The following is a 24,645-nucleotide window of genomic DNA, read 5'->3' as shown; positions in this document are numbered from 1 at the left end:
TTTCAGACGAACCCTCGTGGGGTTGAAGCCGAGCGATTGACTCCGGTACCCACACGTCTTACAGTTTCAGACGAACCCTCGTGGGGTTGAAGCCCTATTCGGCACCGTGAGGCTAAGTTCGGCACCCGTGTTTCAGACGAATCCTCGTGGGGTTGAAGATCCCGGCTGATGGAGGCCCGGATGCGTCGGGGTCGAGCTTCAGACGACTCCTCGTGGGGATGAGGCAGAGACCCCGAGAAAACGTCGATCGAGGTCCTCACGATCGCTACGATCGTGATGGTCGGCGGGTTCCAATCCGACTCGGTTTCCTGACCGTCTCGATCACGCTCTCGGGTCGCCTGCACCTCACGATGACGGAACCGTGATCACCGTACAACTCCCCCGTCAAACCCGCTGGTCGTCCACCGTCGCTACTGACTGAGGTAGCCGCCGTCGACGTCGAGGGCCTCGCCGGTGACGAAGGACGCCTCGTCGCTCCAGAGCCAGGTCACGGCGGTTGCGACTTCCTCGGGCCTGCCGAGTCGATTCATCGCGTGTCGGCCCTCGATCTGCTTGCGGACCTCGGGATCGCTCGTGATGCCGCCTTCCTCGAGCAGCGGCGTCTCGATGAACCAGGGGCAGACGGCGTTCACGCGCACGTCGACGTCGGCGGTCTCGAGGGCGGCAGTCTTCGTCAGCCCGAGGACGCCGACTTGGACCCCGGAAACCGCCAGAAACCGGACGGCCACTACTTCCCCAAGGAGATCGCCAAATGCGACGACCCTGGTGGGACGGAAGCGGCTCGTCCGCACACAAAGTGGTCGGACGACGCACCCACGTTTTCCACTCATAAGCGACACACATCGTTGAACGGTGTGTTGAGAACGGCGTGTGCCGCATCAACGTCGGCGACCTCATTGGAGTCCGCGAGGACGAGAACGGCCCCCAGCGGCCGCAGAATGAGTCTATGTCCACTCCCAGAAGGTCTCTCCCGTTACAGTGGTAGTGTGACGGCACACTAGACTTTTCACGGCTGGTCACCTACCGGAAAATATGAGCAGCGATCGAATCGACGCCGAAAGCAAGGTGTCCGGGAATCAGGCAAACATTCCCGCCCACATCCGGCGTGAACTCGAGATCGACGACGGCGACCAGCTCCGCTGGCACCTCGAAGAGGATGGAAGCGTTCGGGTGGAAATCATCCAACAGCAAACGGGCACATTCGCCGACTTCGACGGCTACGCCGGTGCGGAGACGACCGATGTGACGAGTGACCACGACGCCTGGGGCGTCGACGAGAGCCGACGGCACTCGTCTGCCAACCAGAGCGCTTCGCGTTCTGGTGACGTCGACGTCGAGTAGATGTCCCGCACACTCATCGATACGTCGGTCCTGTTTGCGGCCGCGTACAGGCGGGATAGTTCACACGACGCTGCACTCCCGGTGCTCCACGGCATCGACGATGGAACGCTACCGGAGGCAGTCGTTCTCGACTACGTACTCGCCGAGACGCTCAACGGCCTCACGACCCATACAGGGCATAGCTCAGCCGTCGATCTCCTCGATCGCCTCGAAGAGAACGCCCGCTTCCACATCGACTCACTCACCGCCGACGCCCTCACAACGGGGAAAGCTCTCTTCCGTCAATATGAATCCCTCTCGTTCGTCGATGCCTGCATCATCGCGTATATGCAGACCGAAGGGCTCGGCTACCTATATGCGTTCGATGATGACTTCGACGCAGCTGAGGACGTCTATCGACTCGACACCGCGACGAATCCCTACGACCCAAACTGACGCCGATGGAGGAGACGATGACGGTGAAAGGTCGGGTCCAGGATGGATGATGTTTCGGTTAACTGAGAGGTTGTCCGGCCGCAGCCGGGACGGACCGTCGCGTGCCATAGTCGCGCCGGAACGACCGACGCCCGCTAGAGGCGACTCCCCGGGGTCCCGGCCCCGGCGGTACCGCCGACACCGCCGGCGACGCCTCCGGAGATCGATCGGTAGAACGCCACCGAGTAGGCCGCGTAGAACGCCCCACCCACGGCGATCGTGCCCACGTAGACGACGGCGGCCACGACCAGCAGCGGCAGGGAGGCCTCCGGCAGGGGGAGCGCGCTCGGTCCGGGCGACAGGAGGAGCGAGGCGACGCTGCTCACGCCGCCGATGACGAGGCTGCCGGCGATCAGGACCGCCGTGTAGCCGAGGACGCCCAGGAGGTTCCGGCGGACGAGACCGACGCTTCGCTTGAAGCCCGCGATGATATCGGCGTCGTCGAGGACGATCGCGTGGGCGTAAAACTGGATCGCGAAGTTGACGATCAGGTACACGAGCACGAACAGGAGCCCGACGATCGCGACGATCGCCAGCGTCGCAAGCCCCAGTTCGGGGCTCCCCGACGCGATGCCGGCACCGCCGAAGAGGACCAAGACGAATCCGGCGACGAACGCGACGAACCCGAAGACGAGGTTGATCGCGAAGACGGCGAGGTACGCCACCAGCAGGCTGACGTAGTTCGCCTTCCCGGCGGCGATGAAGGCGTCGAGGCCGGTCCGGCCCGCGAGCGCCTCGTCGGCCATCGAGATGATCCCGCCCTGGAAGAAGGGCACGAAGAGGATCAGCAGCCCGGTGAGCCCGAGCGAGACGGCCGCCGCGACGAGCGGCTGCGACTGCTGGAGGGCGAACTGGGGAAGCTGGACGAGTCCATAGAGCCCGACCAGAACGATCAGGATCGGATTGCGTGTGAGGGCACCGACGGCTGGACGGAGGGAGCGGAGGGCAGCCATACTCGGGGCATCACCACGGTACCTCCTAAACCTTAGCATTTCGACAGGTGGTTCACGATCGAGGGGTGGTATGAGGATCGACGGGAAACGGTGGAGCGAAGCCGACCGTACTCCACACGAACCGTTTAGTCCCTGGTCGACGACACGACGGATATGCACGCGGTTCAGTTCGCCGATCACGGCGATCGTGACGTGATCGAGTACGCCGAGGTTCCGGACCCGGAGCCGGCACGCGATGAAGTCCTGGTCGACGTGAAGGCGGGCGCGCTCAACCATCTCGACGTGTGGACGCGCCGAGGGCTCCCGGGGATCGACCTCGAACTGCCCCACACGCCCGGCAGTGACGCGGCCGGGGTCGTCGAGGCTGTCGGCGCGGACGTCGACCGCTTCGGGCCGGGCGACCGCGTGGCGGTCGCGTCGGGCGTCTCCTGCGGAACCTGCGAGTTCTGTCGCGACGGCGACCCGACGCTGTGCCCGCAGTTTGCGATCATCGGCGAACACCGGCCGGGCGTCCACGCCGAGCTGGCGGCGGTCCCTGCCGAGAACCTCGTGCCGGTGCCCGCGGGCGTCGACTGGCCGACCGCGGCGGCGGCCCCGCTCGTGTTCGGAACCGCCTGGCGAATGCTGCACACGCGCGCAGACGTCACGGCGGGTGAGCGCGTGCTCGTCCTCGGCGCCTCCGGCGGCGTCGGGCACGCGGCGGTCCAGATCGCCGCCCACGCCGGCTGCGAGGTGTTCGCCACCGCCTCGACCGAGGCGAAGCGCCGCCACGCGGCCGACTGCGGCGCCGACCACACGATCGACTACGAGGCGACCGACTTCGCCGACCGCGTCCGGGATCTCACCGACGGACGGGGCGTCGACGTCGTCGTCGACCACGTCGGCGCGGCCACCTATCCCGACTCCCTCGCCTCGCTCGCGAAGGGGGGCCGGCTCGTCATCTGCGGCGCGACGACCGGGCCGAACCCCGACGCCGGGCTCAACCGGATCTTCTGGAACCAGCTGTCCGTGATCGGATCGACGATGGCGACGCCCGGGGAGCTCGACGACGTCCTCGAACTCGTCTGGGACGGCACCTTCGAGCCGCGGATCCGCGAGACCCTCCCGATGAGCGAGACCGCCGCGGCCCACCGGCTGCTCGAGGACCGTGAGGGCTTTGGCAAGGTAGCCGTAATTCCCGACAGTGAACGATGACCGCGCTGCCGGGGACGACCGCGGGATGACCGACGACGGCACCAGCCGTGACGATGCGAGCGCCGGTACCCGGAGCCCCGACGCCGACGATCGAACCGTCCGCATCGACGGCACGGGGGCGGTCACCGACGCCGACACGTCGGCAGCTGCCGGCAGCGCCGGAGACGCACACGACGAGCCGGAACCGGAGCCGGACGGATTCGGCCGCGCGGGCTGGGCGCTCACGATCGCGTTGATCACCTGTACCCTCCTCATTCCGGGCGTCATCTACCTCTATCCATACGTTCTCGGTCGCTTCGAGCTCACCTTCTTCGGGACCTACCTCGCGCTCCCGATGATCCCGGCGGTGCTGCTCGGCGCCATCGCCGTGTGGTCGATGACGGCGGCGACGCCCGACGACGCCGACGGCGTCGACGACGGCGAGTGAGTGAGCGAGTTCGTCAGCCGGCCACACGACACCCACCGCGTATCCACTAATCCTTAACAACTCGCGGCGCCGTCGGTAACATATGACCGTCGTCAGCGTGTCGATGCCCGAGGAGCTGCTCGATCGGATCGATTCCTTCTCCGAGGACCACGGCTACACCGGACGCAGCGAGGTGATACGGGAGGCTTCCCGGAACCTGCTGGGGGAGTTCGAGGACGTCCGCCTCGAGGATCGAGACCTGATGGCCGTCGTTACGGTGCTTTTCAACTACGAGACGACGAGCGTCGAGGAGCGGATGATGCGGCTGCGCCACGAACACGAACACCTCGTGGCCTCCAACTTCCACAGCCACGTCGGCGCCCACTACTGTATGGAGCTGTTCGTGCTCGAGGGCGATCTCGAGTCGATCTCGACGTTCGTCGGCAAGATCCGCGCCACGACGGACACGCTTTCGGTGGACTACAGCGTGATGCCGGTCGACGAGTTCGGACCGGCCACGGCCGACGCCGGCGCCGACGACGCCTGATCCGGGAGGCGATGGCGATTCGCCGCTGGGGGACCCAGTCGGAACCATAAAGAGCGAACGCCGGCTACAGGCGGCTATGGCGGACTGTCCACTCGCCGACGACTGCCCCAGTTTCGAAGAACGGATCCAGGGAATGGGGTGTCAACACTACGGCAACCGCGGGGGAGCCGAGTGGTGTCAACACTACGATATGCCCATTCACGAGCTGAAGCGTCAGCCCGTTCAGCCCGGCGAGGAGGTCGTCGTCGAGGTCGACGACATCCACGAGAGCGGAGCCGGCGTCGGGCGGACCGACGACGGCTTCATCATCCTCGTCGACGGCGTGCTCCCGCCGGCCCGCGCGAAGGTGCGTATCCACCGCGTCCAGTCGAACCACGCCACCGCCAAGGAGGTCGTCGAGCGGCTGCCGGACGATCCCGACGAGGCTGACGGCGATCCCGACGAGGCTGACGGCGATCCCGACGAGGCTGACGGCGGGTCGGTGGACGATGAGGAGGACGACCGATCGCGCAACCAGGATCCCGCCCGCGAACGTCTCGGCAGTCGCGAGAACTTCTGGGGCCGATAAGGCCGCTGCAGTCCCCATATGGGGGCGCCGGACAGTCCGTACTGTACCTTTTTCCGGGTCGCCCGCCTTCGGTGAGTCATGACTCGAGACGACGCCGGCGAGACGGCCGGCGAGACGCCCGCGGACGCCGGCGGGGACGAGGACCCCACAGCCGTCGACATCGATGCGCTGCTCGACCGCGTCGGGTTCGACGCCGACGACGGCGTGCTCACCCGCCGGCAGGCGGAGGTACTCGTGTTGCGCGAACGCGGCCTGAAGCAGTCGGCGATCGCGAACCTGCTCGGAACCTCCCGCGCGAACGTCTCGAGCGTCGAGGCAAGCGCCCGCGAGAACGTCGACAAGGCCCGCGAGACGATCGCCTTCATCGAGGCGCTGTCGGCGCCGGTCCGCGTGGAGATTCCCGCCGGTACCGACCTCTATGACGTCCCAGGACGGGTCTATGACGCCTGCGACGAGGCGGGCGTGAAGGTCAACCGTACCGCGCCGGAGCTGATGAAGGTCGTCAGCGACGCGGCCGGAGATGCGGTCCACGGACGGGAGGTCCGACGCCGGCTCTTCGTCACGGTGAGCGGCGACGGAACGGTTCGCGTTCGGCATCCCTGAGGCCCGGGATCGCGATCCCGTCTCACGCCGACGACACGACGCGCTCGGCGTGGCGACGTGCACGCTCCCGGATCGCGGCGGCGTCGACGTCTACGTGCTCGCCGTCGGCGTAGCGAACCTCGCCGTCGATCACCGTCAGCGTCACGTCGTCGCCGTGGGCCGCGTAGACCAGGTGTGAGACCGGATCGTGGACGGGCGTCGCCCGCGTGGGTTCGGTCGTGAGCCCGATCACGTCGGCGCGGTATCCCTCCCGGAGCGCGCCGATCCGGTCGAAGCCGGCCGCTCGAGCGCCGGCCTCGGTGGCCATCCGGAGGACGGTCGCGGCGGGCAGTCGCGTCGGGTCGTGTGCGTCCACCTTCCCGAGGAGGCTCGCCTGCCGCATCTCGGTGAACGGGTCGAGCGTGTTGTTGCACGGCGGGCCGTCGTTGCCGAGCGCCACCGTGATCCCCCGGTCGAGGTAGTCGGCGATCGGCGCCACCCCGCTTGCCAGCTTCATGTTCGAGGAGGGACAGTGCGTGACCACGGTGTCCGTCTCCGCGAGGACCTCGCGCTCGGTCTCGTCGGTGTGGACGCAGTGGGCGAGCGTGACGTCCGGCCCGGTCAGCCCCACCTCGTCGAGCCAGTGGACGTTCCGCATTCCGGTCGCGCGCTCGACCGCGGCGATCTCGTCGCGGTTCTCGCTGGCGTGCGTGTGGATCCGGACGTCGTGATATCGATCCGCGAGATCCCGGCAGCCCCGCAAGCACGCCTCGGTACACGAGAGGGCGAACCGCGGCGTGATCGCATACTGAAGCCGGCCATCGGCGGTGCCGTGGTACTCGCGGATCAACGACTCCGTCTCCGCAAGCGCCGTCTCCGTGTCCTGTTCGAGCCCGTCCGGCGAGTCGGTGTCCATCAGGACCTTCCCGAGCCGACCCCGGATCCCCAGCTCGCGAGCCGCCTCGAAGGCGGCCGCCGAGTGGTCGACCGTCAGGTGATCGAGGACCGTCGTCGTGCCGGACTCGATGCACTCGAGATACCCCAGCTCGGCGGCGGTCCGGGTGGCGTCCGCGTCCATCGTCGCCTCCATCGGCAGCACGTGGTCGAAGAGCCACTCGAGCAGCGCCGCGTCGTCGGCGATCCCCCGGCCGAGCGACTGGACCGAGTGGACGTGCGCCCCGACGAGCCCCGGGGCGACGACGTCGACCGTTCGCCGTTCGTCGTCGGGGTAGCGGTCGACGAGCGATGCGCGCTCCCCGACGGCGTCGATCCGCGATCCCGAGACCCGGACCGCGCCGTCCTCGATGACCGTTTCGGCGTCCACGACGACCGTTCCCGTGATCAACATCCCTCAATGAGCAGGGGGTCGCGGCTTAAGAAGGTGGGCGATCGCCACGTCCCGAATGGGCAGCGTTTTCCGGCCGCCGCGCCGATCGGAACGTATGACGGCCGACGACAATCCGACGGCGACGCTGCACACCACGCACGGCGACATCGAGGTCGAGCTCTTCGCGGAGCGGGCACCCCGAACGGTCGAGAACTTCATCGGCCTCGCGGAGGGCGCGAACGACTACGAGAACACCGAGATCGCCCCCGGGACCGGCGCGTGGGAGGACCCCGACTCCGGCGAGAAGCGCATCGATCCCCTCTACAGCGACGTCGAGTTCCACCGGATCATCGGCGACTTTATGATCCAGGGCGGGGACCCGACCGGCACCGGCCGCGGCGGCCCCGGCTACCAGTTCGACGACGAGTTCCACGACGAGCTCACACACGACGGCGCGGGGATCCTCTCGATGGCCAACTCCGGCCCGAACACGAACGGCTCGCAGTTCTTCATCACCCTGGACGCCCAGCCGCACCTCGACGGCAAACACGCGGTCTTCGGCGAGGTCGTCGACGGGATGGACGTCGTCGAGGAAGTCGGCTCGCTCCCGACCGACCGCCAGGACGCGCCGATGACCGACGCCGCGATCGAGTCGGTCACGATCGAGCGGTAGAACCCCTGGAGACAAGGTCCCACTGGAAGGGCCTACGCTGGCCGTCACGGAAGGGATTCAGTCACCGCAATGAGGGTTTCTTCGGACTGCCAGCGATACAACCGTCCGTCCCGGTCGAACAGCTCGAAGACGCCGTCTTGCATCCAGCCGAACGGATGCCCCTCGTCGTCGTACACTCGTTTGAGAACGTGGGTCTTGGAGAAATACTCGGTCGTCCCGACGAGCAACCCCTGTTCGACGAGGAAGTCGCTCGGCTCCCGTTCGGCAACGCCGACGAGGGATGTCACGATGTCCGCGATCAGACAGAACTTCTGGATACTGTTGTCCCACTCTCCACGGACATCGACCATTCGAAAGGCGTACGCATCCCGTCGACTGTTCAGACGGTCGACGACCAGGTTTAACTGGAATTAGGCGCTAAGTCCCCTTCCTCAAGGAGTCGTTCGAGAGAGCTTCGCTCTCTCGTGATCACGAAAATCGAAGATTTTCGGACGACAACGCAGAGAGCGAAGCGACTGAGTAGCGTTAACGAGAGCGAAGCTCTCGTTCGCACATCAGAACGCTCCGCGTTCTGAGTAGCGCAGTAGGAAGGGGATACAGCGTTGACGAGACGCTTAATGAGTACGAAAACTTTTGTTAGTTAAGCTTGATAGATGAGTAATGGAGCGCTCACGTCGAAAGGAGATTGAGCATCACTTGACTGAGGAAGAAATCGATGAACTGCTACGTGAGGCTGAAGACGATCACCACGTCCGCCGTCTTGGGTTTTTGAAGAATCTCTACAAGGGCGACTCAATTCCGGAGGCCGCCGACCGCGAAGGTCGGTCGGCCGCCACCGGTGGTCGCTGGGCGGATGCTTGGAACGAGGACGGCTTAGAAGGGCTGATGCCGAGTTTCGGGGGCGGCCGGCCCCCGAAACTCGACGAGGATGAGCAAGACGAGCTGGTGGAAATGCTTCGTGACGGCCAACCGTGGAAATCACAGGAGATTCAGCATCTTCTTCAGGAGGAATTTGGCGTTTCCTACAGCCCAAACTACCTCGGTACCTTCCTTCGGGAACTCGGTCTCTCGTACGCGAAACCACGACCAAAGCGTCCACATCGGCCAGAGAATCCTGATGAAATCCTCGAAGAGCGCGTCGACGACGCGCTCGACGAGGACGACCAGCCACACAACAAACGTGAGGGAGAAGAGGAAGAAGGGTGGATTGTTGAGGATAATATTTGCACTGATGGCGGTACCGTCCTCGGGTTTTTTGATGCATCGAAGCCACAGCCGTACGATAATTCGCGACGTGTTTGGTACGTTGACGACCCCCACATCGAACGGGAGTTAGTCAAGACACACGATTCTGCGGTCGGATTCTACGCCCTCAACGGTGAGAGTCTGGTAACGTTCACTGAAAACGAAGAGAAAGAGCAGATTTGCGGGGTATTAGAGAAGATCCGCGAGCAGAATCCCGGCAAGCGGATTCTGCTCGTCTTGGACAAGCACGGTTCACATAGATGTGAATACACGCGCAAGCGTGCGCATCAACTCGGGATTGACCTGATTTTCATTCCATCAAGCTCACCGCACCTGGACCCAATCGAGCAAGTTTGGAAGTATCTCAAATGGACGATGGCACCAATCGTCGTTGAGAGCGAAGCGGAATTCAAAGACCTCGTTCAGGAAACTTTCGAGAAAATAACGAAACGCGTCAGCTTCGCAAAGAAGTGGTGCGAACAGTTCCTTGACTTTCAAATGTTATCTTAATCATTAAGCGTTCTGGTGACGCCCTGAAGGGCGAGGCTTTCGCCTCGAATTTTCCGTAACGACGGACAGACCCGCCCGAACCCTACTCGACGGTCGTTTTGACGATACTGACGGGCGTGCTCGAGCGCCGGGCAACGCGTTCGGTCACCGACCCGAGCAGCCGTCGGTACTCGCCGGGCCGGTCCGTCGTTCCCATCACGGTGAGATCGATGTCCTCCTCGTCGATGTACCGGAGGATCTCCTCGTGGGGCTCGCCGTGGGTCACGGACGTGACGACGTTCTGGAGGCCCGCGTCCGCGGCGGCCTCGCGCACCCGATCGACGGCTTCCTCGCCGACGTCCTCAAGCGTCTGCTCGATGCCCTCGAACTCGTGGACGAACTCGTCTCCCGGGTAGGCGTTGATGACGCTTTCGTCGACGACGAAGAGGACGTGTAGCTCGGCGTCGTACCGGTTGGCCGCGTCGATCGCGTGGGTGGTCGCGCGGTCGACGCCCTCGCTTCCGTCAGTCGGCAGCAGGATCCGATCGTACATCAGTTTGCCGTTCGGCCGGAGACCGCTTAAAATGTCACCCCGGATCCACCGTCTGGGAACGGCCGGCGAACGTATCCCACCGATCCGGGCCGCCGTATTGCGGTCCGCAAAAACGTTTCCGACAAAGCTTATTAGCTATCGCGTGTGAGAATAACACGCACAGATGTTCGAACGCTTCTCAAGCGGCTACTACCTCGGAACGCTGTACGTCGAGCCCCACGACGGCGACCGCGCGCTCATCCAGCGCGCCGACCACGAGCGCGTCAACGAACAGCTGTATGCGATCGGTGAGGGGGTTGAACGTCTCGATGCCCCGCTCGTGATGAAACTCGACACCGGTCACATCCCGGTCGACGGCGATGAGTCGGTCCCCAGCGGCACCCTCGTCGTTCCCGACGAGATCGCGGACGAAACGCTGCCCTCCGAACGGAACGTGCTGCTTGCCGACGCCGACCGGGCCGCCGACCTGCTCCAGTTGGAGGGGTGGCAGCCGGACGCCGGGGTGTGAGTCACAGCGCGCGCTGGAGGTAGTCGTCGATCTCCGCGACCACGGTCGGCCGATAGGTCCAGAACCCGTCCCACACGTTCCGTTCGTCCTCGAGCGCGACGAGCGCCGCGTGGCCGGAGTCAGTCGTACCGGCCTCGTCCATCGTCTCCGGGCGTTCGGCGGCGTCGGCGTCGTCCGGGCGGAAGACGACGAACCAGGACCGCCGATATTCCTCGGAGGTTCCGCCGTGAACGGTGACGGGCAGTTGTGTGGGGGGGTCCCAGTCGTCGACGCCGTAGACGTGCACGTCGGTACCGGTTCGCCCGACCGTCTCGTAGACCGTCCGCGTCCCGGCCTCGTCGTCGAGCCGCGAGAGGTACTGAAACGACGACCGGAGGGTACCCGAGCCGGCCTCGGCCGCGCGCCGTTCGATGACCCGGGAGACCGTTATCAATAGCAGCTTCTCCTTGTTCGATTCCGGATAGCCACGGAGCCGAAACGGCACGTCGGTCAGTCCGGCCAGTACTGCCGGGAGTTCGACGTCCTCGAGTCCACGACTACCGGTTTTATACAGGTCCGAGTTGACGAGGAGGATCGTCGAGAGCAGCTCATCCACGGTCGAGCGCTCGATGATCTCCCCGTCCTCGACGAGCGCCACGACGTCCGACTCGGTCTCCTCGCCGAGCCGATCGAGCTCGTCGATCGCGACGGGCTGAGTGTCGAAGAGGTCATCGAGAAGCCGCCGTGCAGCGTCGGGTGCCGACCGGTTCACGATCACGAGCGAGCGTTCGGGCGGATCGAGCCGATCGATGAACGCACGCATCGAGCCGGTCATCACCGTATCACCGGGTGCCGCGTACATAAATGCTGTCTCGAGTCGCCTGCACTGATGGGCGGATCTCGAAAGACTGCGAGGGGATGGACGTGGACCCACGATTCGCGTTCCCGGCGCGTACGAAGCCGTTTACGTCGAAGCAGAGGTGATTTCGGCCGGATGGTCGGGTTCCGAGTCCGTCTCGAGCTCACACCACGACGGAGGATCGACCGTCCGCATCGATCCCGTTCCACCGATCGGTCCGGGTCGCTTCCTGCGACGATCCCCCATACCGGGGGACCCGACCCGCCGCGTCCACGTTCACGATCGACGCGACCGAAATCGCGACCTCCCGAGTCTTCGATCGCGGAGCGGTCCCGTCACCGATGTAATGTATATTGGTTACAACACTATGTGAACAGCTAACAGGTTAGCGACCGTATATAACGAACGAGACTTACATGACTGAATTCGGCGGCTACCGTGACCGCGTGGCACAGATCGACCTCTCGGAGGGGTCCGTCTCCTATGAGGGGATCGACGACGAGGACGCGAAGAAGTACATCGGCGCGCGCGGCCTGGGGGTAAAATACGTCTTCGAGAAGGGCGCCGACGTCGACCCGGACTCCCCGGAAAACCGGCTGGCGTTCATGACCGGGCCGCTCACCGGCACCCAGGCCGTGATGAGCGGCCGGATCGCGCTCGTGACGAAGTCCCCGTTGACGGGGACCGTTACCGACTCCCATCACGGCGGCTGGTCGGGCGCGCGGCTGAAGTGGGCCGGAATGGACGGCCTGCTGCTCGACGGAGCCAGCGACGAGCCCGTCTACCTCTACGTGGAGGACGGCGACGTCGAGGTCCGTGACGCCGACCATCTGTGGGGGAAGGGCGTCCACGAGACGATCGACACGATCGGCGAGGAGGTCGAGGGAACCGTCGGTCGAAACGTCTCCGTGATGGCGATCGGTCCTGGTGGCGAGAACGGCGTCCGGTACGCCTGCGTCGTCAACGAGGACGACCGCGCCTCCGGGCGCGGCGGCACCGGCTGCGTGATGGGCTCGAAGAACGTCAAGGCCGTTGTGATCAAATCCGGGACGAACATGCCGGCCCCGGCCGACCCAGATACCTTCAAGGAGGGCCACCAGCAGTCGATGCAGGTCATCCAGGAGTCCGACGTCACCGCACCCAACGAGGGCGGCCTCTCGATGTACGGGACGAACGTCCTGATGAACATCACCGAGGAGATGGACGGGCTCCCGACGAAGAACGGGAAATACACCTCGACGCGCAGCTACGAGGACGCCGAGGGCGTCGACATCGACGCCGAGCGCGTCTCCGGGGAGAACGTCCGGGAGAACATCCTCGTCGACGAACCGACCTGTCACTCCTGTCCGGTCGCCTGCAAGAAGGAGGTCGAGGTGCAGACGATGCACAAAGGCGAGGACATGAACGTCCGGATGGAGTCCTACGAGTACGAGTCGGCGTTCGCGCTCGGCCCGAACTCGGGCCACTCCGAGCGCGACGACATCGCCCTGATGATCGACCGGTGTAACGACGTCGGCATCGACACCATCGAGGTCGGCAACATGATGGCGATGGCCATGGAGATGTCCGAGCAGGGCAAACTCGAGGAGTACGGCGACCTCGAGTGGGGTGACTCCGAGGCGATGGTCGACCTCATCACCGACGTCGCCCACCGCGACAGCGACCTCGGCGACCTCCTCGCGGAGGGTGCAGAGCGTATCGCCGACGAGGTCGGCGCCCACGACAACAAGCTCTCGGTCAAGGGCCAGACGATCCCGGCCTACGACCCGCGCTGTATGAAGGGGATGGGCATCGCGTACGCGACCTCCAACCGCGGTGCGTGCCACCTCCGCGGTTACACGCCGGCCGCCGAGATCCTCGGCGTCCCGGAGAAGGTCGATCCCTACGAGTGGGAGGGCAAGGGCGAACTCACCGCCACCTTCCAGGACCTGCACGCGATCTCCGACTCCTTCGACATCTGCAAGTTCAACGCCTTCGCCGAGGGGATCGAGGAGTACGTGCTCCAGTACAACGGCATCACGGGCCGCGACGTCAGCGAGGACGACCTGTTCGCCGCCGGCGAGCGGGTCTACAACCTCGAGCGCTACTACAACAACCTCGCCGGCTTCGACGGCGACGACGACACGCTCCCCAACCGCTTCCTCGACGGCCACCCGGACGCGATCCCCGGGCAGGGCGCAAGCGAGGGCGAGCTGTGTGAGCTCGACGAGATGAAGGCGGAGTACTACGAGGTCCGCGGCTGGGTCGACGGCGTCGTCCCCGAGGAGAAACTCGAGGATCTCGACATCGAGGTCGGCCCCGGAACCGGCGTCACGAGCGGCGAGGGCACCGCGCCCGCCGACGACTGAGTCATCCGGCGGCCGCCGCGCCGGATCGTCCGGGAATCGGATACGGCCACACATTTTTTGCCGACATCGCCCGAAGAACCCGTATGAAGCCCCGGATTCCGGTTTCCGTCGGCGTCGCAACGACGACGGTCCTCGTCGTCGCGGGTGCCGTGACGGGATTGCTCGAGGCACGGATCGCCTTCTCGGTGCTGATCGGACTCCCGACCGGCATCCTCGCGGGCGCGATCGTCGCGACGGCGACGGCCCGGATCTACGGAACCCGTTCGCAGTCAGTCAGGGCGGCCCTCGAGGGAACCGCGGCGGTCGGCCCCACGTTCCTCGCGCTTGCCGGGGTCAGATACGCGATCGCGGCGACCCGCGGCGTCCTCTCAACGACGACGGCGATCGCGGTCGCGCTGCTGGTCGGGGTAGTGGTCGCGGTGCTCCGTGGACGGTCGAGCGAGTGAGCCGGCTGAACAACCGACTGCCCGCCGACGATCGAAACGATCCGCGAGCCTCAGTTCTCGGCGACGGTCTCGAGCACCTCGACGCTGCCGGTGAGCTCGCGGTGGACGTAGGGCATATCGATCCCGTCCTGGTCGAACCGTTCCTTGACGGCCTGGACGTACTCCGAGCGGACGCGCACGAAGTCGCCCCGGTCCGGATCCTCGATCCACCATCGCGACTGGAGACCGACCGCGGAGTCGCCCAGCTCGACGAGCCGGACGGAGACGCCGGGGTCGTCGAGGATCTCCTCGTGGGCTCGCGCCGCCTCGAGGATGATGTCGGTGGCGTGGTCGATGTCGTCGTCGTAGCCGATGCCGAAGACGAACCGCTGGCGCAGCGTCTCGTAGGCGACGGGATTCGTCACCGCCGTGTTGGCCAGATCGCCGTTCGGGACGGTGACACGCTCGTTGTCGAAGGTCCGGATTCGCGAGACGCGGAGGTCGATGTCCTCAACGCGCCCGCTGTTACCGTCCCACTCGATCCAGTCGCCGACCTCGAAGGGCTTGTCCTTCAGGATGAAGATCCCGGCGACGAAGTTGCCGAGGAGGTCCTGTGCGGCGAAGCCGACCGCCAGCGCGATCGCGCTGCCGAAGACGGCGAACGCCGAGAGGAACGCCCCGTAGCCCGCGACCGTCAACCCGATCGCCAGCCCGCCGATCCAGACGACGGCCTTCGCGACGCTCGTCGCGAGGCTCACGACCGCCCGGTCGAACGACCGCGCCTCGAGCACCCGCCGAACGCCCGGGACGATGACGAATCGCCCAACGATCAGGGCCACCAGGAACCCGACGACGAACGACGCGATCGAGACCCCGATCCTCGCGAGGTCGATCGACTCCACCACCGCATCGACTTGTAGCGTGACGGCCATCACGGCCCGGTTCGGGTGCCGGCGTCAAGAAAGTACGGCAGACGGGTTCCGACCGGAGACGGACGTCGGTCCCGCAGGACTGGACCTTCGGTTTTCGCGCCATCCGATCACGCCTCGAGTGGCGCGTTGCGGTCGGCAACCCGTCGGAATCGACGTCCGTGAACGTCGGCGGCTCGGATCCGATCGCGGATCCGGGGCGGGACCCACTCGGCGTCGGTTCCGTCCCCCGACCCGGTCGTGCCGTCCATCCCGGTCACGGTTCCGGCAGCTGCGCCGCTCGACGCCGTCACATCGCGGGCTCCCGCGGCGGACGGGTCGGGCGCCGGATCGACCCCGGTACGCCGAACGTCGTCGGGAAGGTACCGGTCGTGTGTCGGCAGCCGTTCGTGAAGCGTCATCCCGCCGGCGTCGGCGACCGCACGCAGTTCCTCGAGGCCCGGCCAGGCGTATTCCGGGTTGATGTAATCGTCCGTGACCGGCGAGACGCCGCCGAGGTCGTCGATCCCGCAGTCGACGAGTTCGGCGGCGGGCGTCAGGTTCGGCGGTACCTGCACGGAGACCGACTCCGGGAGCGCCGCCCGGGCCATCGCGACCACCCGACGCATCGTCTCGACGCTCGGGCGCTCGAAGTCCGACCGCTCGTTCGGGACGACGTTCTGGACGATCACCTCCTGGACGTGCCCGTACCGCTCGTGGAGCTCACGGATCGCCAGCAGGCTCTCGGCGCGGTCCCGCCAGTCCTCGCCGATCCCGACGAGGATCCCGGTGGTGAAGGGGACGCCCAACCGACCGGCCGCCCGGATCGTGTTGAGCCGCTGGCCGGGGGTCTTTCGCCGTCCGCCGGCGTGGGCGTCGACGTCGGCGGTCGTCTCGAGCATCACGCCCATCGAGGCGTTCACGTCCCGAACGGTCTCGAAGCCCGCTTCGGTGAGGTCGCCGGGATTCGAGTGAGGGAGCAGTCCCTCATCCAGGGCGATCGTACACGCCTCCCGGAGGTATTCGAGGATCGAGTCGTGGCCCCAGTCGTCGAGCTGGTCGTGGATGGCCGTGTATCGCTCGTCCGGAGCGTCGCCGAACGTGAACAGGGCCTCAGTACAGCCGGCATCGGCGCCGATCCGGCACTGCTCGCGCACCTCCTCGGGGGTTATCAGGCTCGCCTCGCCGGGAACGTCATAGTAGGTACAGTACGTACAGGTGTACCGACACGCGGTCGTCAACGGGAGGAAGACGTTTCGGGAGAACGTGAGTTCGGCAGCGGGATCGACGTCCGCGGGCGTGACCGTGAGCAGACGGTCGACCGCCTCGGGGTCGACGGTGATCTCGACGTCGTACTCGTCGGCCGCGGGGAACACGAGTCCCACTCGACGGTCGATCCACAAAACCCGATCGGTGTGTGCGGATCGGTCGTCAACGCTCAGTCCGGGCCATCGACGTCCGAGTCCCGGTGGTCGACCTCAGTCGTCAGTTCGTCGGCGGACGCCGGCGCGGGCCTCGGCCGCGCTTGACGGTTCGAATCCGGCGTCCACGAGCCAGCGTCGTGCTGCCCCGGTGCCGTGGAGGAGCACCTCGGTGAGGTCGCCCCGCTCGTCGACGTCCGAGGCGAGCCGGTGGGAGTCCAGCTCGGTCACCGTCGCGCCGACGTCGGCCGCGATCCGGCGGTGGTCCCGGAGCGAGACGCCGTGATAATCGACCCGAAAGGCCGGGTCACGGACGACGAGCGCGTTCGTTCCGCCGCCCCGTCCGGGGGCGATCACGACGTCGCCGTCGGCCACGAAGAGTCGACGGAGAGAGTCGGGCGTGGCGATCGCCAGATCGCTCATCACGACCGCGACCGCGTCATCGGTGGTGTTGGAGACCGCATCGGCGAGCACCGCGTTGACTGCCGGGCTCAGATCGCGGTCGTCGACACGGACCGCGACGTCCGTCGCGACCTCGGCTCCGACCCTCGTCGTGAGATCGATCGGACGGTCGGCGAGGACGGTCGGGGATCCACCCGCAGACTGGACCGCCGTGAGCACGTCACCAAGCATCGCATCCGCAAACGCGCGCCGCTCCTCGATCGTGAACGTGCCCGATAGCCGGGTCTTCGGGCGGTGGGCGGCGAACGGAACGAAAACGTCCATCGGAAACCCGGCGGGCCCCCGACTCAGAACAGCGACTCGAGTTCGTCCTCGTCGTCGTCGACGAGTTCTTCGAGGTTCTCATCGCTCTCCTCGCGGATCTCCTCGAGGTTGTCCTGGGCCTCGATGGCGACCTGCTGGAGCTCCTTGATCCGGGGAACGTTCGTGACGCCGGCCAGGAGGATCACGGAGGCCACGAATCCGGATCCGCGGTAGGGGTAGTCCCCGCCACGGACCTCCATCGATCCGGTCTGCTCCTCGAGCCACTTGCGGCCGCGCTCGATCCCCTTCCGGTTGAGGTACTCCGGAGGCCCCGCGAGCACGAGCAGGGCGCGTTCGGACCCCTCGATCTCACACGGGAGCGTCAGACGACCCAGCGCCGCCTTGCGGACCAGGCTGGTGATGCGGTTGGTGGTGTGGGCGGTGTCGAGCTCGTCGGTCTCCTCGCCGTTTCGAAGCCGCGACAACAGCCCGCCCGAGGACGTCTCCTCGACCTCCTCCTCGGCGTAGCCGACCGTCGAGACGCCGCCGCCGGAAAGGGTGTTGATGATCTCCGAGGAGTCGACGACGCTCTCGGCGACCTCCTGGCCCTCCTGAACCTCGCCCGCGCCAAAGAGGATCCCGAACCGGCGAACGATCTCGTCGTTGATCTGCTCGTAGCCGCCCTGCACCGACTCGCCCGTCTTCCGCCAGGCGTCGTTGTCGAACACGAGCAGATTGTCGACCTCGCGGACGAACGTCTGGAACGACCGGGCCGCGTTCAGGGTGTAGATGCCGCCCTCGTCGCTACCGGGCAGGATGCCGAGCCCGTAGACCGGCTCCGTGTAGATACGCTTGAGGTGTTTCGCGAGCACGGGCGCGCCGCCCGACCCGGTTCCGCCGCCGAGCCCGGCGACGACGAGGAACGCGTCGACCTCGTGAACCGGGATCGAGTCGATCGCGCCCTGGACCTCGTCGATGTCCTCCTCGGCGATCTCCGCGCCGAGTTCGTTGTCCGCGCCGACGCCGTGCCCTTTGACGCGCGACTGCCCGATCAGCACGCGCTGGCTCTCGGAGATGTGTTCGAGCCCCATCAGATCGGCTTTGGCCGTGTTCACCGCCGCGGCCGCCCGCACGATCTCCGAGTCGGTCCGTTTGTCGTACTCAAGGAACTTGTCGACGACTTTTCCCCCCGCCTGTCCGAAGCCGATCATTGCCAGTTTCATGGAATCCCCAGTCCGTCTTTGCAAAAACCACAGACGGATAGCAAATATAAGCCTTGTGATGGGGTGGATCCAGAAGACGCCGAAAAACACCCGAAAAACGGCCTATTGCGGCGTGATACGCGGAATATCGGATCGGAGAACTGCAGGTCGTCGATCGACGTCTCTCCCGGGATCGCGGACACTGATCCGTGTTCTCAGAGGAAGTATCGTCGCCAAGCGTATGTGTGGCGGTCCATCGCGGGACTCGATCAGCTGGAACGAGCGGTTTGGGGGAGGAGTCAGCGAACGCGTGGAGTGGACTCCGGACGAACGGATATGGCCGAGTTTCCTCAGACCCCGAGATACACCTCGAAGGTCGTGAGGTCCTCGACGGACACGTCGAACGCGTCGACGTCGTTATCGTCGGTCGTGTTATCGAACGTCAACGACCGGTATTGGTCGGGCCCCATCGGGAAGCCGGGGACGACGCTCAATCCCGTCAAGCCGACTCGCGCCAGCGCCATCGGCAGGGAGACGATCGTGATCGATCGACCTTCGGCGTCGTAGACCATCTCGGTGATCTCGCGCAGAGTGAGCTTCTCCGGCCCGGCGAGCTCGTAGGTTTCGCCGGCGTGTCCGTCCGCCGTGACGGCGTCGGCCAGCATCGGCACCAGATCGGCGACGTGGATCGGCTGGAACCGCGTCTTTCGACCGCCGCCGGGCAGCGGATACACCGGCAGTCCGGGGGCGAACCAGGACTTCAACCGCTTCGTGAAGCCGACGAACTCGCCGCCGTCGCCGAAGACGACCGATGGACGGACGATCGTCGCCTCGATGTCCGCCGCCTCGACGAGCCGTTCGGCGGCACCCTTTGCGCGGATGTAGTGGGTCTCGCCGTCGGGGTCCGCACCCAGCGCGCTCAACTGGAGGTACCGGTCGACGTCGCCCGCAACCGCCGCTTCCACGAGGTTCTTCGTTCCGCCACGATGGATCTCGTCGTGGCGTTCGTTGCCGCCGGAGGGCTCAAACAGCGGCGAGAGCGCGACGAGGTTGACGACGGCGTCGTGCCCCTCGACCGTCCCGGCGATCGAATCGGCCGCCGTCACGTCGCCGACGGCGGTCTCGATCGCGTCCTCGCCGTCGAACTCGTCCGACGGCGACCGCGAGAGCGCGGTCACCATATGACCCCGATCCGCCAGTTCACGACACAGGTACGTCCCGATGAACCCGGTTCCGCCGGCGACGAGGATCTCCATAGCCATCCCTTGGGGGAGAATCCACCTAAAACTACCGCGGGTCGGGTGACGGCGTTCCGGCCGAAGCGTGGACCGGAGTCCCGACCGGGTTGTGCCGCGGGAACGTCTCCGCCATCGTTAATTGGAACGGTCACCCCAGCGAAGGTATGCTCCTCACGCTCGAGGGCCTGGACGGGAGCGGGAAGACCACCGTCTGGGAGGCCCTCCGCGCGTCGTATCCCGACGCGGTGTTCACTCGGGAACCGACCGACAGCTGGTACGGCGACGCCGTCTACCGATCGATCGCCGACGATGACGCGGACCCGCTGGCCGAACTGTTCCTGTATACCGCCGACCACGCGAACCACCTCTCGAGCACGATCGAACCCGCGCTCGAGGCGGGCGAGCTGGTCGTCTCGGACCGCTACTGTGACTCGCGATACGCGTATCAAGCCGCGACGCTCGCCGACTCCCGCCTCGATCGACCGCTCGAGTACGTCCGGGACATCCATCGACCGTTCACGCGCGAACCGGACGTCACCGTCTACCTCGACCTCGATCCGGAAACCGCGACCGAACGGTCGGGATCGACGAACAAGTTCGAACAGCGCGAGTACCTCGAGCGCGTCAGCGACAACTACGAACGGCTGATCGAGGCGGAGCCGGACCGGTTCGTCCGCGTCGACGCGACCCGGCCGCCCGCGGCGGTTCTCACGCGCGTGGAGTCGATCATCGACGACCTCACCGACGATCGAGGCGTCGAGCCCACCGAGGACAGAGACATCGACGACCGCCGGTGACGTGGCAGCGATGCGGCCTCGGAGCCGGAGTGACGAAGCGTTATGTGACGTCCCGACGAACCACGACCTCCGTCCTCAGGCGGAATCCGGGAGTTCGTACTCGTCGGGGGGGACGACGTACAGGACGTCGATCGCGACCCCGAGCGCGGTGGGGAGGAGGATCATCACCGTGAACACGGCCGCCGGCGTGCCGAGGTCGATCCCGATCCCGAACGGCCCCGAGACCACGAGCGTCGAGATCCACAACGCGACGGGGACGAGAAAGGCCACGTAGATCGCGGTTCCCCACGTGGTGTCGAGACGGATCCGGAGAAATCGGGTCATCACCGCCGCGATGAGGGTGTGAAGGCCCAACACCACGAGGAACAGGAAGACGTCGAGGATCGTGGCCATACACGGCGTACGTGGGCCGCGCTTTTTCCTCTATCGGCTTCGGCGTTACGTGTCACGCCACGAACAGCACGTCGGTCACTCGTCGATCGCCACGTAGGTCTTCGTGTCGAGGACGGCGTCCAACGCCTGAATGGCGGTGGTGGTCGTCGAGAGCACCTGATAGACCTCCGGAACCTCGAAGACGACCATCACGTCCCAGTCGCCGGCGATGACGTGGGCGGTCTCGACGCCGTCCATCTCGCGGATCGATTCGATGAGCTCCGGCGACGTTCCGACGTCGGTCTCGACCGCCACGTATGCCCGAACCATACGTGAACGTATACCACACGATCGCAAAAACCTTCGTACGGTCCACACACAGGATCGATCCGGCGGCGAAAGCGGACCGCAATCCGCCAACAGGGTTATTTCCCGGCCGGTCGTACGCCAGTATATGAGGGTAGTTAACATTGGTTATGGGCGCGTCGGCGGCCGGACGGCCCGCGTCCTGGCCGAGGAGGGGCACACGGTGACAGTGATCGAAGCCGACCCCGACACGGCACGCCGGGCCCGCAACGCGGGGTTCGAGGTCGTGGAGGGTGACGGATCCCACGAGGACGTGCTGGAGTCCGCCGGCATTGCCGACGCCGATGCCCTCGGCGCGCTGACCGGCGATCTCAACACGAACTTCGCCGCGTGTATGATCGCGAACCACTACGACTGCCGGACGGTGATGCGCATCGATGAGGACTACCGCGAGGACATCTACCGGAAGTACGCCGACGAGGTCGATGAGGTCGTCTATCCGGAACGGCTCGGAGCGATCGCCGCCAAGAACGCGCTGCTGGGGGGCAACATTCAGGCGATCGCCGACATCGCCCAGCACTTACAGGTCCTGCTCGTGACGGTCTCACCGGAATCACCGATGCGCGGGTACACGCTCTCGGAGGTCACCCTCCCCGGCGAGGCACGGATCCTCGCGTTCGGCAAGGGGGATGCACAACTCGGCATTCCCCTCCCCGATGACTCGCTCGAGGCCGGTGACCGCGTCGCGATCCTCGCGGACCACTCGGTCCTCGATGACGTCCGGCAGCTGCTCGTCGGAGAGACGGACCCGCCCGCTCGGGCGATGGCGGGGGGTGACCGATGAGCGTCACTGCCTACGTGATGGTGAAGGCGAACACCGGTGAGGCCGACCGGCTCAAAGCCGATCTGGCGGCGCTTGACGGCGTCGAGACCGTCAGCATCGTCGCCGGCGACGTCGACTTCATCGTCACGGTCGTTACCGAGACGCCGGCCGACGTCAAGGACGTCGCCGCGACCGCGATCCAGGACCTCGACGGCGTCGAGCGCACGCAAACCTACGTCGCGATGGAGTGATCCGGATCCACGGTTGTCCCGAGTGAGCGTATCGGATCGATGGACTGGCTGAGAACGAATTCCTCCCCGTCCGAACCCTTTTGGCACGGTACGACCCAGCCGCCCCGTGACCTGAGGCTCACCCCGGTACGGGTCAGACGGGTGTGCGGCACCCCGGCCGGGATCGGAATCCGCCGCCTGCTCGCCACACTGGGCCGCGATCCGAAGGATCGGACCGTAGACCTACCCTCGTCGGTCAGGCTCCGCCGTTCCCCTGCTGGCGGGCCTTCGATCGGATGCTCCTCACCGGTTCGGTATAGTCATATCCGGGGATGATCCCCTGCACGTAGGTCCCTTCCACGAAGTCGACGAACGCGGCGGCGTCCGCGACGCCGCGGGCTGTGTTCGCGTCCGTCAGCGACACCTCGACGACGATCTCCGACCCCGAACGCCGCACTGACGGGTCGAGGTCTCGGGACCGCTTGGTGACTCCCGAAACGTCCTCAACGCGCAGTTCGAAGGTTTCGAACCACCCGTCTTCCACGACGTCGGCGACGTGTTCGTCGGTCACCGCCGACAGGGTAGGAAGCGTAATCGTGACCGTAAAACTCGTCGCCTCGGTCGCCGAGCTCGTTGGCCGATCGACCGTCACACGTCCGTCGAACGCCGTCGTCGTATAGTCCCACGTCGACCCGTCGATCCGCTCGAAGGATCCGTCGGTTTCGAAGGCACGTTGGACCGACGTCGAAGCCTCGCTCATACGGAGTAATGGGGCTGTATCGCCAAAAGTTCGTTGTGTCGTTCCGATCGGGATCGGTCTCACGGCCTCACGACCGCCCACGTACCGGTCCCGTCGCCGACGGTGGCAGCAGCCGCCGGTTATGACGAGCTTTTTGGGCGGCGTCCCCACTGGCCGGTATGGCCGAGGAGTTCCTCTCGACGTCGGCGCTTCGCGATGCCCTCGCGGACGCCACCTTCGATCGTCCGCCAGCGATCGTGAGCAACGCGCATATCACCGGATTGAGCGTGGCACGCGCGCTGGATGCACACGGCGTTCCAGTGATCGCACTCGACCGAAACGGGGACGGCGTCGCGCCGCCGTCGAAAGCGGTCGATTTTGCCGGCACCGTCACGTACCCGCTCGAGGATTTCGCGGGGTTCCAGGCCGATATCGAGGCGATCGTCGACGCCGTGGGCCGGGAGGTTGTTCCCTTCGGGTGTATGGACGAGTGGGCCCACGCATACGCCCGTATCGACGTCGACGGCGTTCGCCTCCCCTTTGCGGACGCGGACGTCGTCGACTCGGTGCTGGACAAATCCGAGCTGTACGCCACCTGCGAGCGGCTCGACGTCCCGTATCCGGAGACATACCGCCTTTCCGACACCTCGATCGACGAGGCGATCGACGCCCTGGGGTTCCCGCTCGTCGTCAAGCCCGCGCTGAAACGGGAGTTCGAGGAGGCGTTCGGGACCAACGTGATCGAGGTCGCCGACCGCGAGGAGTTCGCCGACGTCGTCGCCGCCGCCGACGACGAGGGTATCGAGGTAATGGCGCAAAAGCGTGTCGACGTCGCCCCGGGCGAGGACCGGTCGCTTGCCTCGTACGTGCCGCCGGCGGGCGTCGAGGAGGCGATCGGCGTCGTGGGGAACGCCCGCGTCCGGTACCCCCAGCAGTTCGGGACGTCCTGTCTCGTCGAGCGCGTCGATCACCCCGAGATCGAGGACCGGGCCCTCGGCGTGCTCGAGGAGACGGGATACTACGGCATCAGCGAGTCGGAGTTCGTCTACGACGCCGACCGGGAGGAATACCTCCTGCTCGACGTCAACACTCGTCCCTGGAAGTGGATCGGGATGCCCGTCGCCGCCGGCGTGAACCTCCCGATGGCCGCCTACGCCGCGGTGACCGATGCGACCTATGACGCCGACACGCCGCGTGATTCGCGGTGGGTGTACCTCCGCGATTACCTCTCGCTGCTCGGCAGCGAGGACGCCTTCTGGGACGTTCTCTCGACGGACGACTGGTCGGCGTTGCTGTCCGGATCCTTCGAGACGACGGCGGACACCGGCCTCACGACCGGCGTCTACCGGCCTACCGACCCCGATCCGGCCGCGAAGCTCATCGAGACGGAGTTCACGGATCGGGAGTACTACTGCGCCTGTTGAGAAGTGCTC

General features: G+C 65.9%; 27 protein-coding genes and 4 pseudogenes. 17 read left to right on the top strand and 14 right to left on the bottom strand.

Features of this window, described 5'->3' with window-relative positions:
* Positions 1-410: 410 nt before the first annotated feature.
* Positions 411-692: pseudogene (locus BLW38_RS13180) on the bottom strand (SDR family oxidoreductase); the annotation flags it as partial.
* Here BLW38_RS13180 and BLW38_RS16550 point away from each other — a divergent pair.
* The 3 genes and pseudogenes from BLW38_RS16550 to BLW38_RS13170 form a co-directional block, all read left to right on the top strand.
* Positions 681-931 (top strand): annotated as a pseudogene (locus BLW38_RS16550) (transposase); the annotation flags it as partial. The pseudogenes BLW38_RS13180 and BLW38_RS16550 sit on opposite strands and share 12 nt — an antisense overlap.
* 101 nt (positions 932-1,032) lie before the next feature.
* Positions 1,033-1,275: pseudogene (locus BLW38_RS13175) on the top strand (AbrB/MazE/SpoVT family DNA-binding domain-containing protein); the annotation flags it as partial.
* Between the two features lie 66 nt (positions 1,276-1,341).
* Positions 1,342-1,776, top strand: a complete 435-nt coding sequence (locus BLW38_RS13170; protein WP_092817677.1) for a PIN domain-containing protein — start codon at positions 1,342-1,344, stop codon at positions 1,774-1,776.
* A gap of 134 nt (positions 1,777-1,910) precedes the next feature.
* Here the strand turns inward: BLW38_RS13170 and BLW38_RS13165 are convergent, their stop codons facing one another.
* Positions 1,911-2,768: a DUF7847 domain-containing protein gene (locus tag BLW38_RS13165; RefSeq protein ID WP_092817676.1), complete on the bottom strand. Its 858-nt coding sequence runs from the start codon at positions 2,766-2,768 to the stop codon at positions 1,911-1,913.
* 153 nt (positions 2,769-2,921) lie between these two features.
* Here BLW38_RS13165 and BLW38_RS13160 point away from each other — a divergent pair, with 153 nt between their 5' ends.
* From BLW38_RS13160 to BLW38_RS13140, 5 genes are all read left to right on the top strand, one after another.
* Positions 2,922-3,962, top strand: a complete 1,041-nt coding sequence (locus BLW38_RS13160) for a zinc-binding dehydrogenase (RefSeq protein ID WP_092817675.1) — start codon at positions 2,922-2,924, stop codon at positions 3,960-3,962.
* Positions 3,952-4,389, top strand: coding sequence for a hypothetical protein (locus BLW38_RS13155; protein WP_245710223.1), 438 nt, complete (start codon positions 3,952-3,954; stop codon positions 4,387-4,389). Before BLW38_RS13160 ends, BLW38_RS13155 begins: the two co-directional genes overlap by 11 nt.
* A gap of 82 nt (positions 4,390-4,471) precedes the next feature.
* Positions 4,472-4,915 (top strand): CopG family ribbon-helix-helix protein, encoded by a 444-nt coding sequence (locus tag BLW38_RS13150; protein WP_092817673.1) that lies wholly within the window; start codon positions 4,472-4,474, stop codon positions 4,913-4,915.
* 76 nt (positions 4,916-4,991) lie between these two features.
* Positions 4,992-5,483 carry a TRAM domain-containing protein gene (locus BLW38_RS13145; protein ID WP_092817672.1) on the top strand — a complete coding sequence of 164 codons (492 nt, stop codon included), beginning with the start codon at positions 4,992-4,994 and terminating at the stop codon, positions 5,481-5,483.
* A gap of 78 nt (positions 5,484-5,561) precedes the next feature.
* The gene (locus tag BLW38_RS13140; RefSeq protein ID WP_092817671.1) at positions 5,562-6,086 is read left to right on the top strand and encodes a Tfx family DNA-binding protein; all 525 of its coding nucleotides are present in this window, start codon (positions 5,562-5,564) and stop codon (positions 6,084-6,086) included.
* A gap of 22 nt (positions 6,087-6,108) precedes the next feature.
* On the opposite strand, the gene BLW38_RS13135 is transcribed toward BLW38_RS13140, so the two are convergent.
* Positions 6,109-7,413 carry a 5'-deoxyadenosine deaminase gene (locus BLW38_RS13135; RefSeq protein ID WP_092817670.1) on the bottom strand — a complete coding sequence of 435 codons (1,305 nt, stop codon included), beginning with the start codon at positions 7,411-7,413 and terminating at the stop codon, positions 6,109-6,111.
* A gap of 94 nt (positions 7,414-7,507) precedes the next feature.
* On the opposite strand from BLW38_RS13135, the gene BLW38_RS13130 reads away from it, so the two are divergent.
* On the top strand, positions 7,508-8,065 hold the full coding sequence (locus tag BLW38_RS13130) for a peptidylprolyl isomerase (protein ID WP_092817669.1): 558 nt from the start codon (positions 7,508-7,510) through the stop codon (positions 8,063-8,065).
* A 44-nt stretch (positions 8,066-8,109) separates the two neighbouring features.
* On the opposite strand, the pseudogene BLW38_RS13125 reads toward BLW38_RS13130, so the two are convergent.
* Positions 8,110-8,472: pseudogene (locus BLW38_RS13125) on the bottom strand (hypothetical protein); the annotation flags it as partial.
* 253 nt (positions 8,473-8,725) lie between these two features.
* Between BLW38_RS13125 and BLW38_RS13120 the strand changes: the two are divergent.
* On the top strand, positions 8,726-9,820 hold the full coding sequence (locus BLW38_RS13120) for an IS630 family transposase (protein WP_092817668.1): 1,095 nt from the start codon (positions 8,726-8,728) through the stop codon (positions 9,818-9,820).
* Between the two features lie 82 nt (positions 9,821-9,902).
* Here the strand turns inward: BLW38_RS13120 and BLW38_RS13115 are convergent, their stop codons facing one another.
* Complete coding sequence (locus BLW38_RS13115; protein WP_092817667.1) at positions 9,903-10,352, bottom strand: universal stress protein; 450 nt, start codon at positions 10,350-10,352, stop codon at positions 9,903-9,905.
* A 163-nt stretch (positions 10,353-10,515) separates the two neighbouring features.
* Between BLW38_RS13115 and BLW38_RS13110 the strand changes: the two genes are divergently transcribed.
* On the top strand, positions 10,516-10,860 hold the full coding sequence (locus BLW38_RS13110; protein WP_092817666.1) for a DUF5802 family protein: 345 nt from the start codon (positions 10,516-10,518) through the stop codon (positions 10,858-10,860).
* A 1-nt stretch (position 10,861) separates the two neighbouring features.
* Here BLW38_RS13110 and BLW38_RS13105 read toward each other — a convergent pair whose 3' ends face one another.
* Positions 10,862-11,674 (bottom strand): DICT sensory domain-containing protein, encoded by an 813-nt coding sequence (locus BLW38_RS13105; protein ID WP_092817680.1) that lies wholly within the window; start codon positions 11,672-11,674, stop codon positions 10,862-10,864.
* 440 nt (positions 11,675-12,114) lie between these two features.
* Between BLW38_RS13105 and BLW38_RS13100 the strand changes: the two genes are divergently transcribed.
* Positions 12,115-14,046, top strand: a complete 1,932-nt coding sequence (locus BLW38_RS13100) for an aldehyde ferredoxin oxidoreductase family protein (protein ID WP_092817665.1) — start codon at positions 12,115-12,117, stop codon at positions 14,044-14,046.
* Between the two features lie 83 nt (positions 14,047-14,129).
* Positions 14,130-14,492: a hypothetical protein gene (locus BLW38_RS13095; RefSeq protein WP_092817664.1), complete on the top strand. Its 363-nt coding sequence runs from the start codon at positions 14,130-14,132 to the stop codon at positions 14,490-14,492.
* A gap of 50 nt (positions 14,493-14,542) precedes the next feature.
* Here BLW38_RS13095 and BLW38_RS13090 read toward each other — a convergent pair whose 3' ends face one another.
* From BLW38_RS13090 to BLW38_RS13070, 5 genes are all read right to left on the bottom strand, one after another.
* Positions 14,543-15,403, bottom strand: a complete 861-nt coding sequence (locus BLW38_RS13090; protein WP_092817663.1) for a mechanosensitive ion channel family protein — start codon at positions 15,401-15,403, stop codon at positions 14,543-14,545.
* Positions 15,404-15,510: 107 nt separating this feature from the next.
* A complete protein-coding gene (cofG, locus tag BLW38_RS13085) occupies positions 15,511-16,755 on the bottom strand; it encodes a 7,8-didemethyl-8-hydroxy-5-deazariboflavin synthase subunit CofG (protein ID WP_092817679.1) in 1,245 nt (414 codons plus the stop codon).
* Between the two features lie 102 nt (positions 16,756-16,857).
* On the bottom strand, positions 16,858-17,526 hold the full coding sequence (gene cofC / locus BLW38_RS13080; RefSeq protein ID WP_092817662.1) for a 2-phospho-L-lactate guanylyltransferase: 669 nt from the start codon (positions 17,524-17,526) through the stop codon (positions 16,858-16,860).
* A 23-nt stretch (positions 17,527-17,549) separates the two neighbouring features.
* Positions 17,550-18,728 carry a tubulin/FtsZ family protein gene (locus BLW38_RS13075; protein WP_177167507.1) on the bottom strand — a complete coding sequence of 393 codons (1,179 nt, stop codon included), beginning with the start codon at positions 18,726-18,728 and terminating at the stop codon, positions 17,550-17,552.
* A 329-nt stretch (positions 18,729-19,057) separates the two neighbouring features.
* Complete coding sequence (locus BLW38_RS13070; RefSeq protein ID WP_092817660.1) at positions 19,058-19,963, bottom strand: complex I NDUFA9 subunit family protein; 906 nt, start codon at positions 19,961-19,963, stop codon at positions 19,058-19,060.
* Between the two features lie 146 nt (positions 19,964-20,109).
* Between BLW38_RS13070 and tmk the strand changes: the two genes are divergently transcribed.
* Positions 20,110-20,742, top strand: coding sequence for a dTMP kinase (tmk, locus tag BLW38_RS13065; protein ID WP_092817659.1), 633 nt, complete (start codon positions 20,110-20,112; stop codon positions 20,740-20,742).
* Positions 20,743-20,817: 75 nt separating this feature from the next.
* Here tmk and BLW38_RS13060 read toward each other — a convergent pair whose 3' ends face one another.
* Both BLW38_RS13060 and BLW38_RS13055 read right to left on the bottom strand, forming a co-directional pair.
* Positions 20,818-21,135 carry a hypothetical protein gene (locus tag BLW38_RS13060; RefSeq protein ID WP_092817658.1) on the bottom strand — a complete coding sequence of 106 codons (318 nt, stop codon included), beginning with the start codon at positions 21,133-21,135 and terminating at the stop codon, positions 20,818-20,820.
* 75 nt (positions 21,136-21,210) lie between these two features.
* On the bottom strand, positions 21,211-21,444 hold the full coding sequence (locus tag BLW38_RS13055) for an Lrp/AsnC ligand binding domain-containing protein (protein WP_092817657.1): 234 nt from the start codon (positions 21,442-21,444) through the stop codon (positions 21,211-21,213).
* A gap of 124 nt (positions 21,445-21,568) precedes the next feature.
* On the opposite strand from BLW38_RS13055, the gene BLW38_RS13050 reads away from it, so the two are divergent.
* On the top strand, positions 21,569-22,264 hold the full coding sequence (locus tag BLW38_RS13050) for a potassium channel family protein (protein ID WP_092817656.1): 696 nt from the start codon (positions 21,569-21,571) through the stop codon (positions 22,262-22,264).
* A complete protein-coding gene (locus tag BLW38_RS13045) occupies positions 22,261-22,494 on the top strand; it encodes an Lrp/AsnC family transcriptional regulator (protein WP_092817655.1) in 234 nt (77 codons plus the stop codon). The genes BLW38_RS13050 and BLW38_RS13045 overlap by 4 nt, the downstream gene beginning before the upstream one ends.
* A gap of 235 nt (positions 22,495-22,729) precedes the next feature.
* Here the strand turns inward: BLW38_RS13045 and BLW38_RS13040 are convergent, their stop codons facing one another.
* Complete coding sequence (locus BLW38_RS13040; RefSeq protein ID WP_092817654.1) at positions 22,730-23,233, bottom strand: DUF5813 family protein; 504 nt, start codon at positions 23,231-23,233, stop codon at positions 22,730-22,732.
* A 158-nt stretch (positions 23,234-23,391) separates the two neighbouring features.
* Here BLW38_RS13040 and BLW38_RS13035 point away from each other — a divergent pair, with 158 nt between their 5' ends.
* Positions 23,392-24,636, top strand: coding sequence for a carboxylate--amine ligase (locus BLW38_RS13035; RefSeq protein WP_092817653.1), 1,245 nt, complete (start codon positions 23,392-23,394; stop codon positions 24,634-24,636).
* The last annotated feature ends 9 nt before the right edge of the window (positions 24,637-24,645 follow it).

The organism is Halopenitus malekzadehii, assembly GCF_900108505.1.
GTDB classification, from domain to species: domain Archaea; phylum Halobacteriota; class Halobacteria; order Halobacteriales; family Haloferacaceae; genus Halopenitus; species Halopenitus malekzadehii.
The sequence above is the reverse complement of the archived record's forward strand: the minus strand, read 5'-3'. Positions and strand labels throughout refer to the sequence as shown.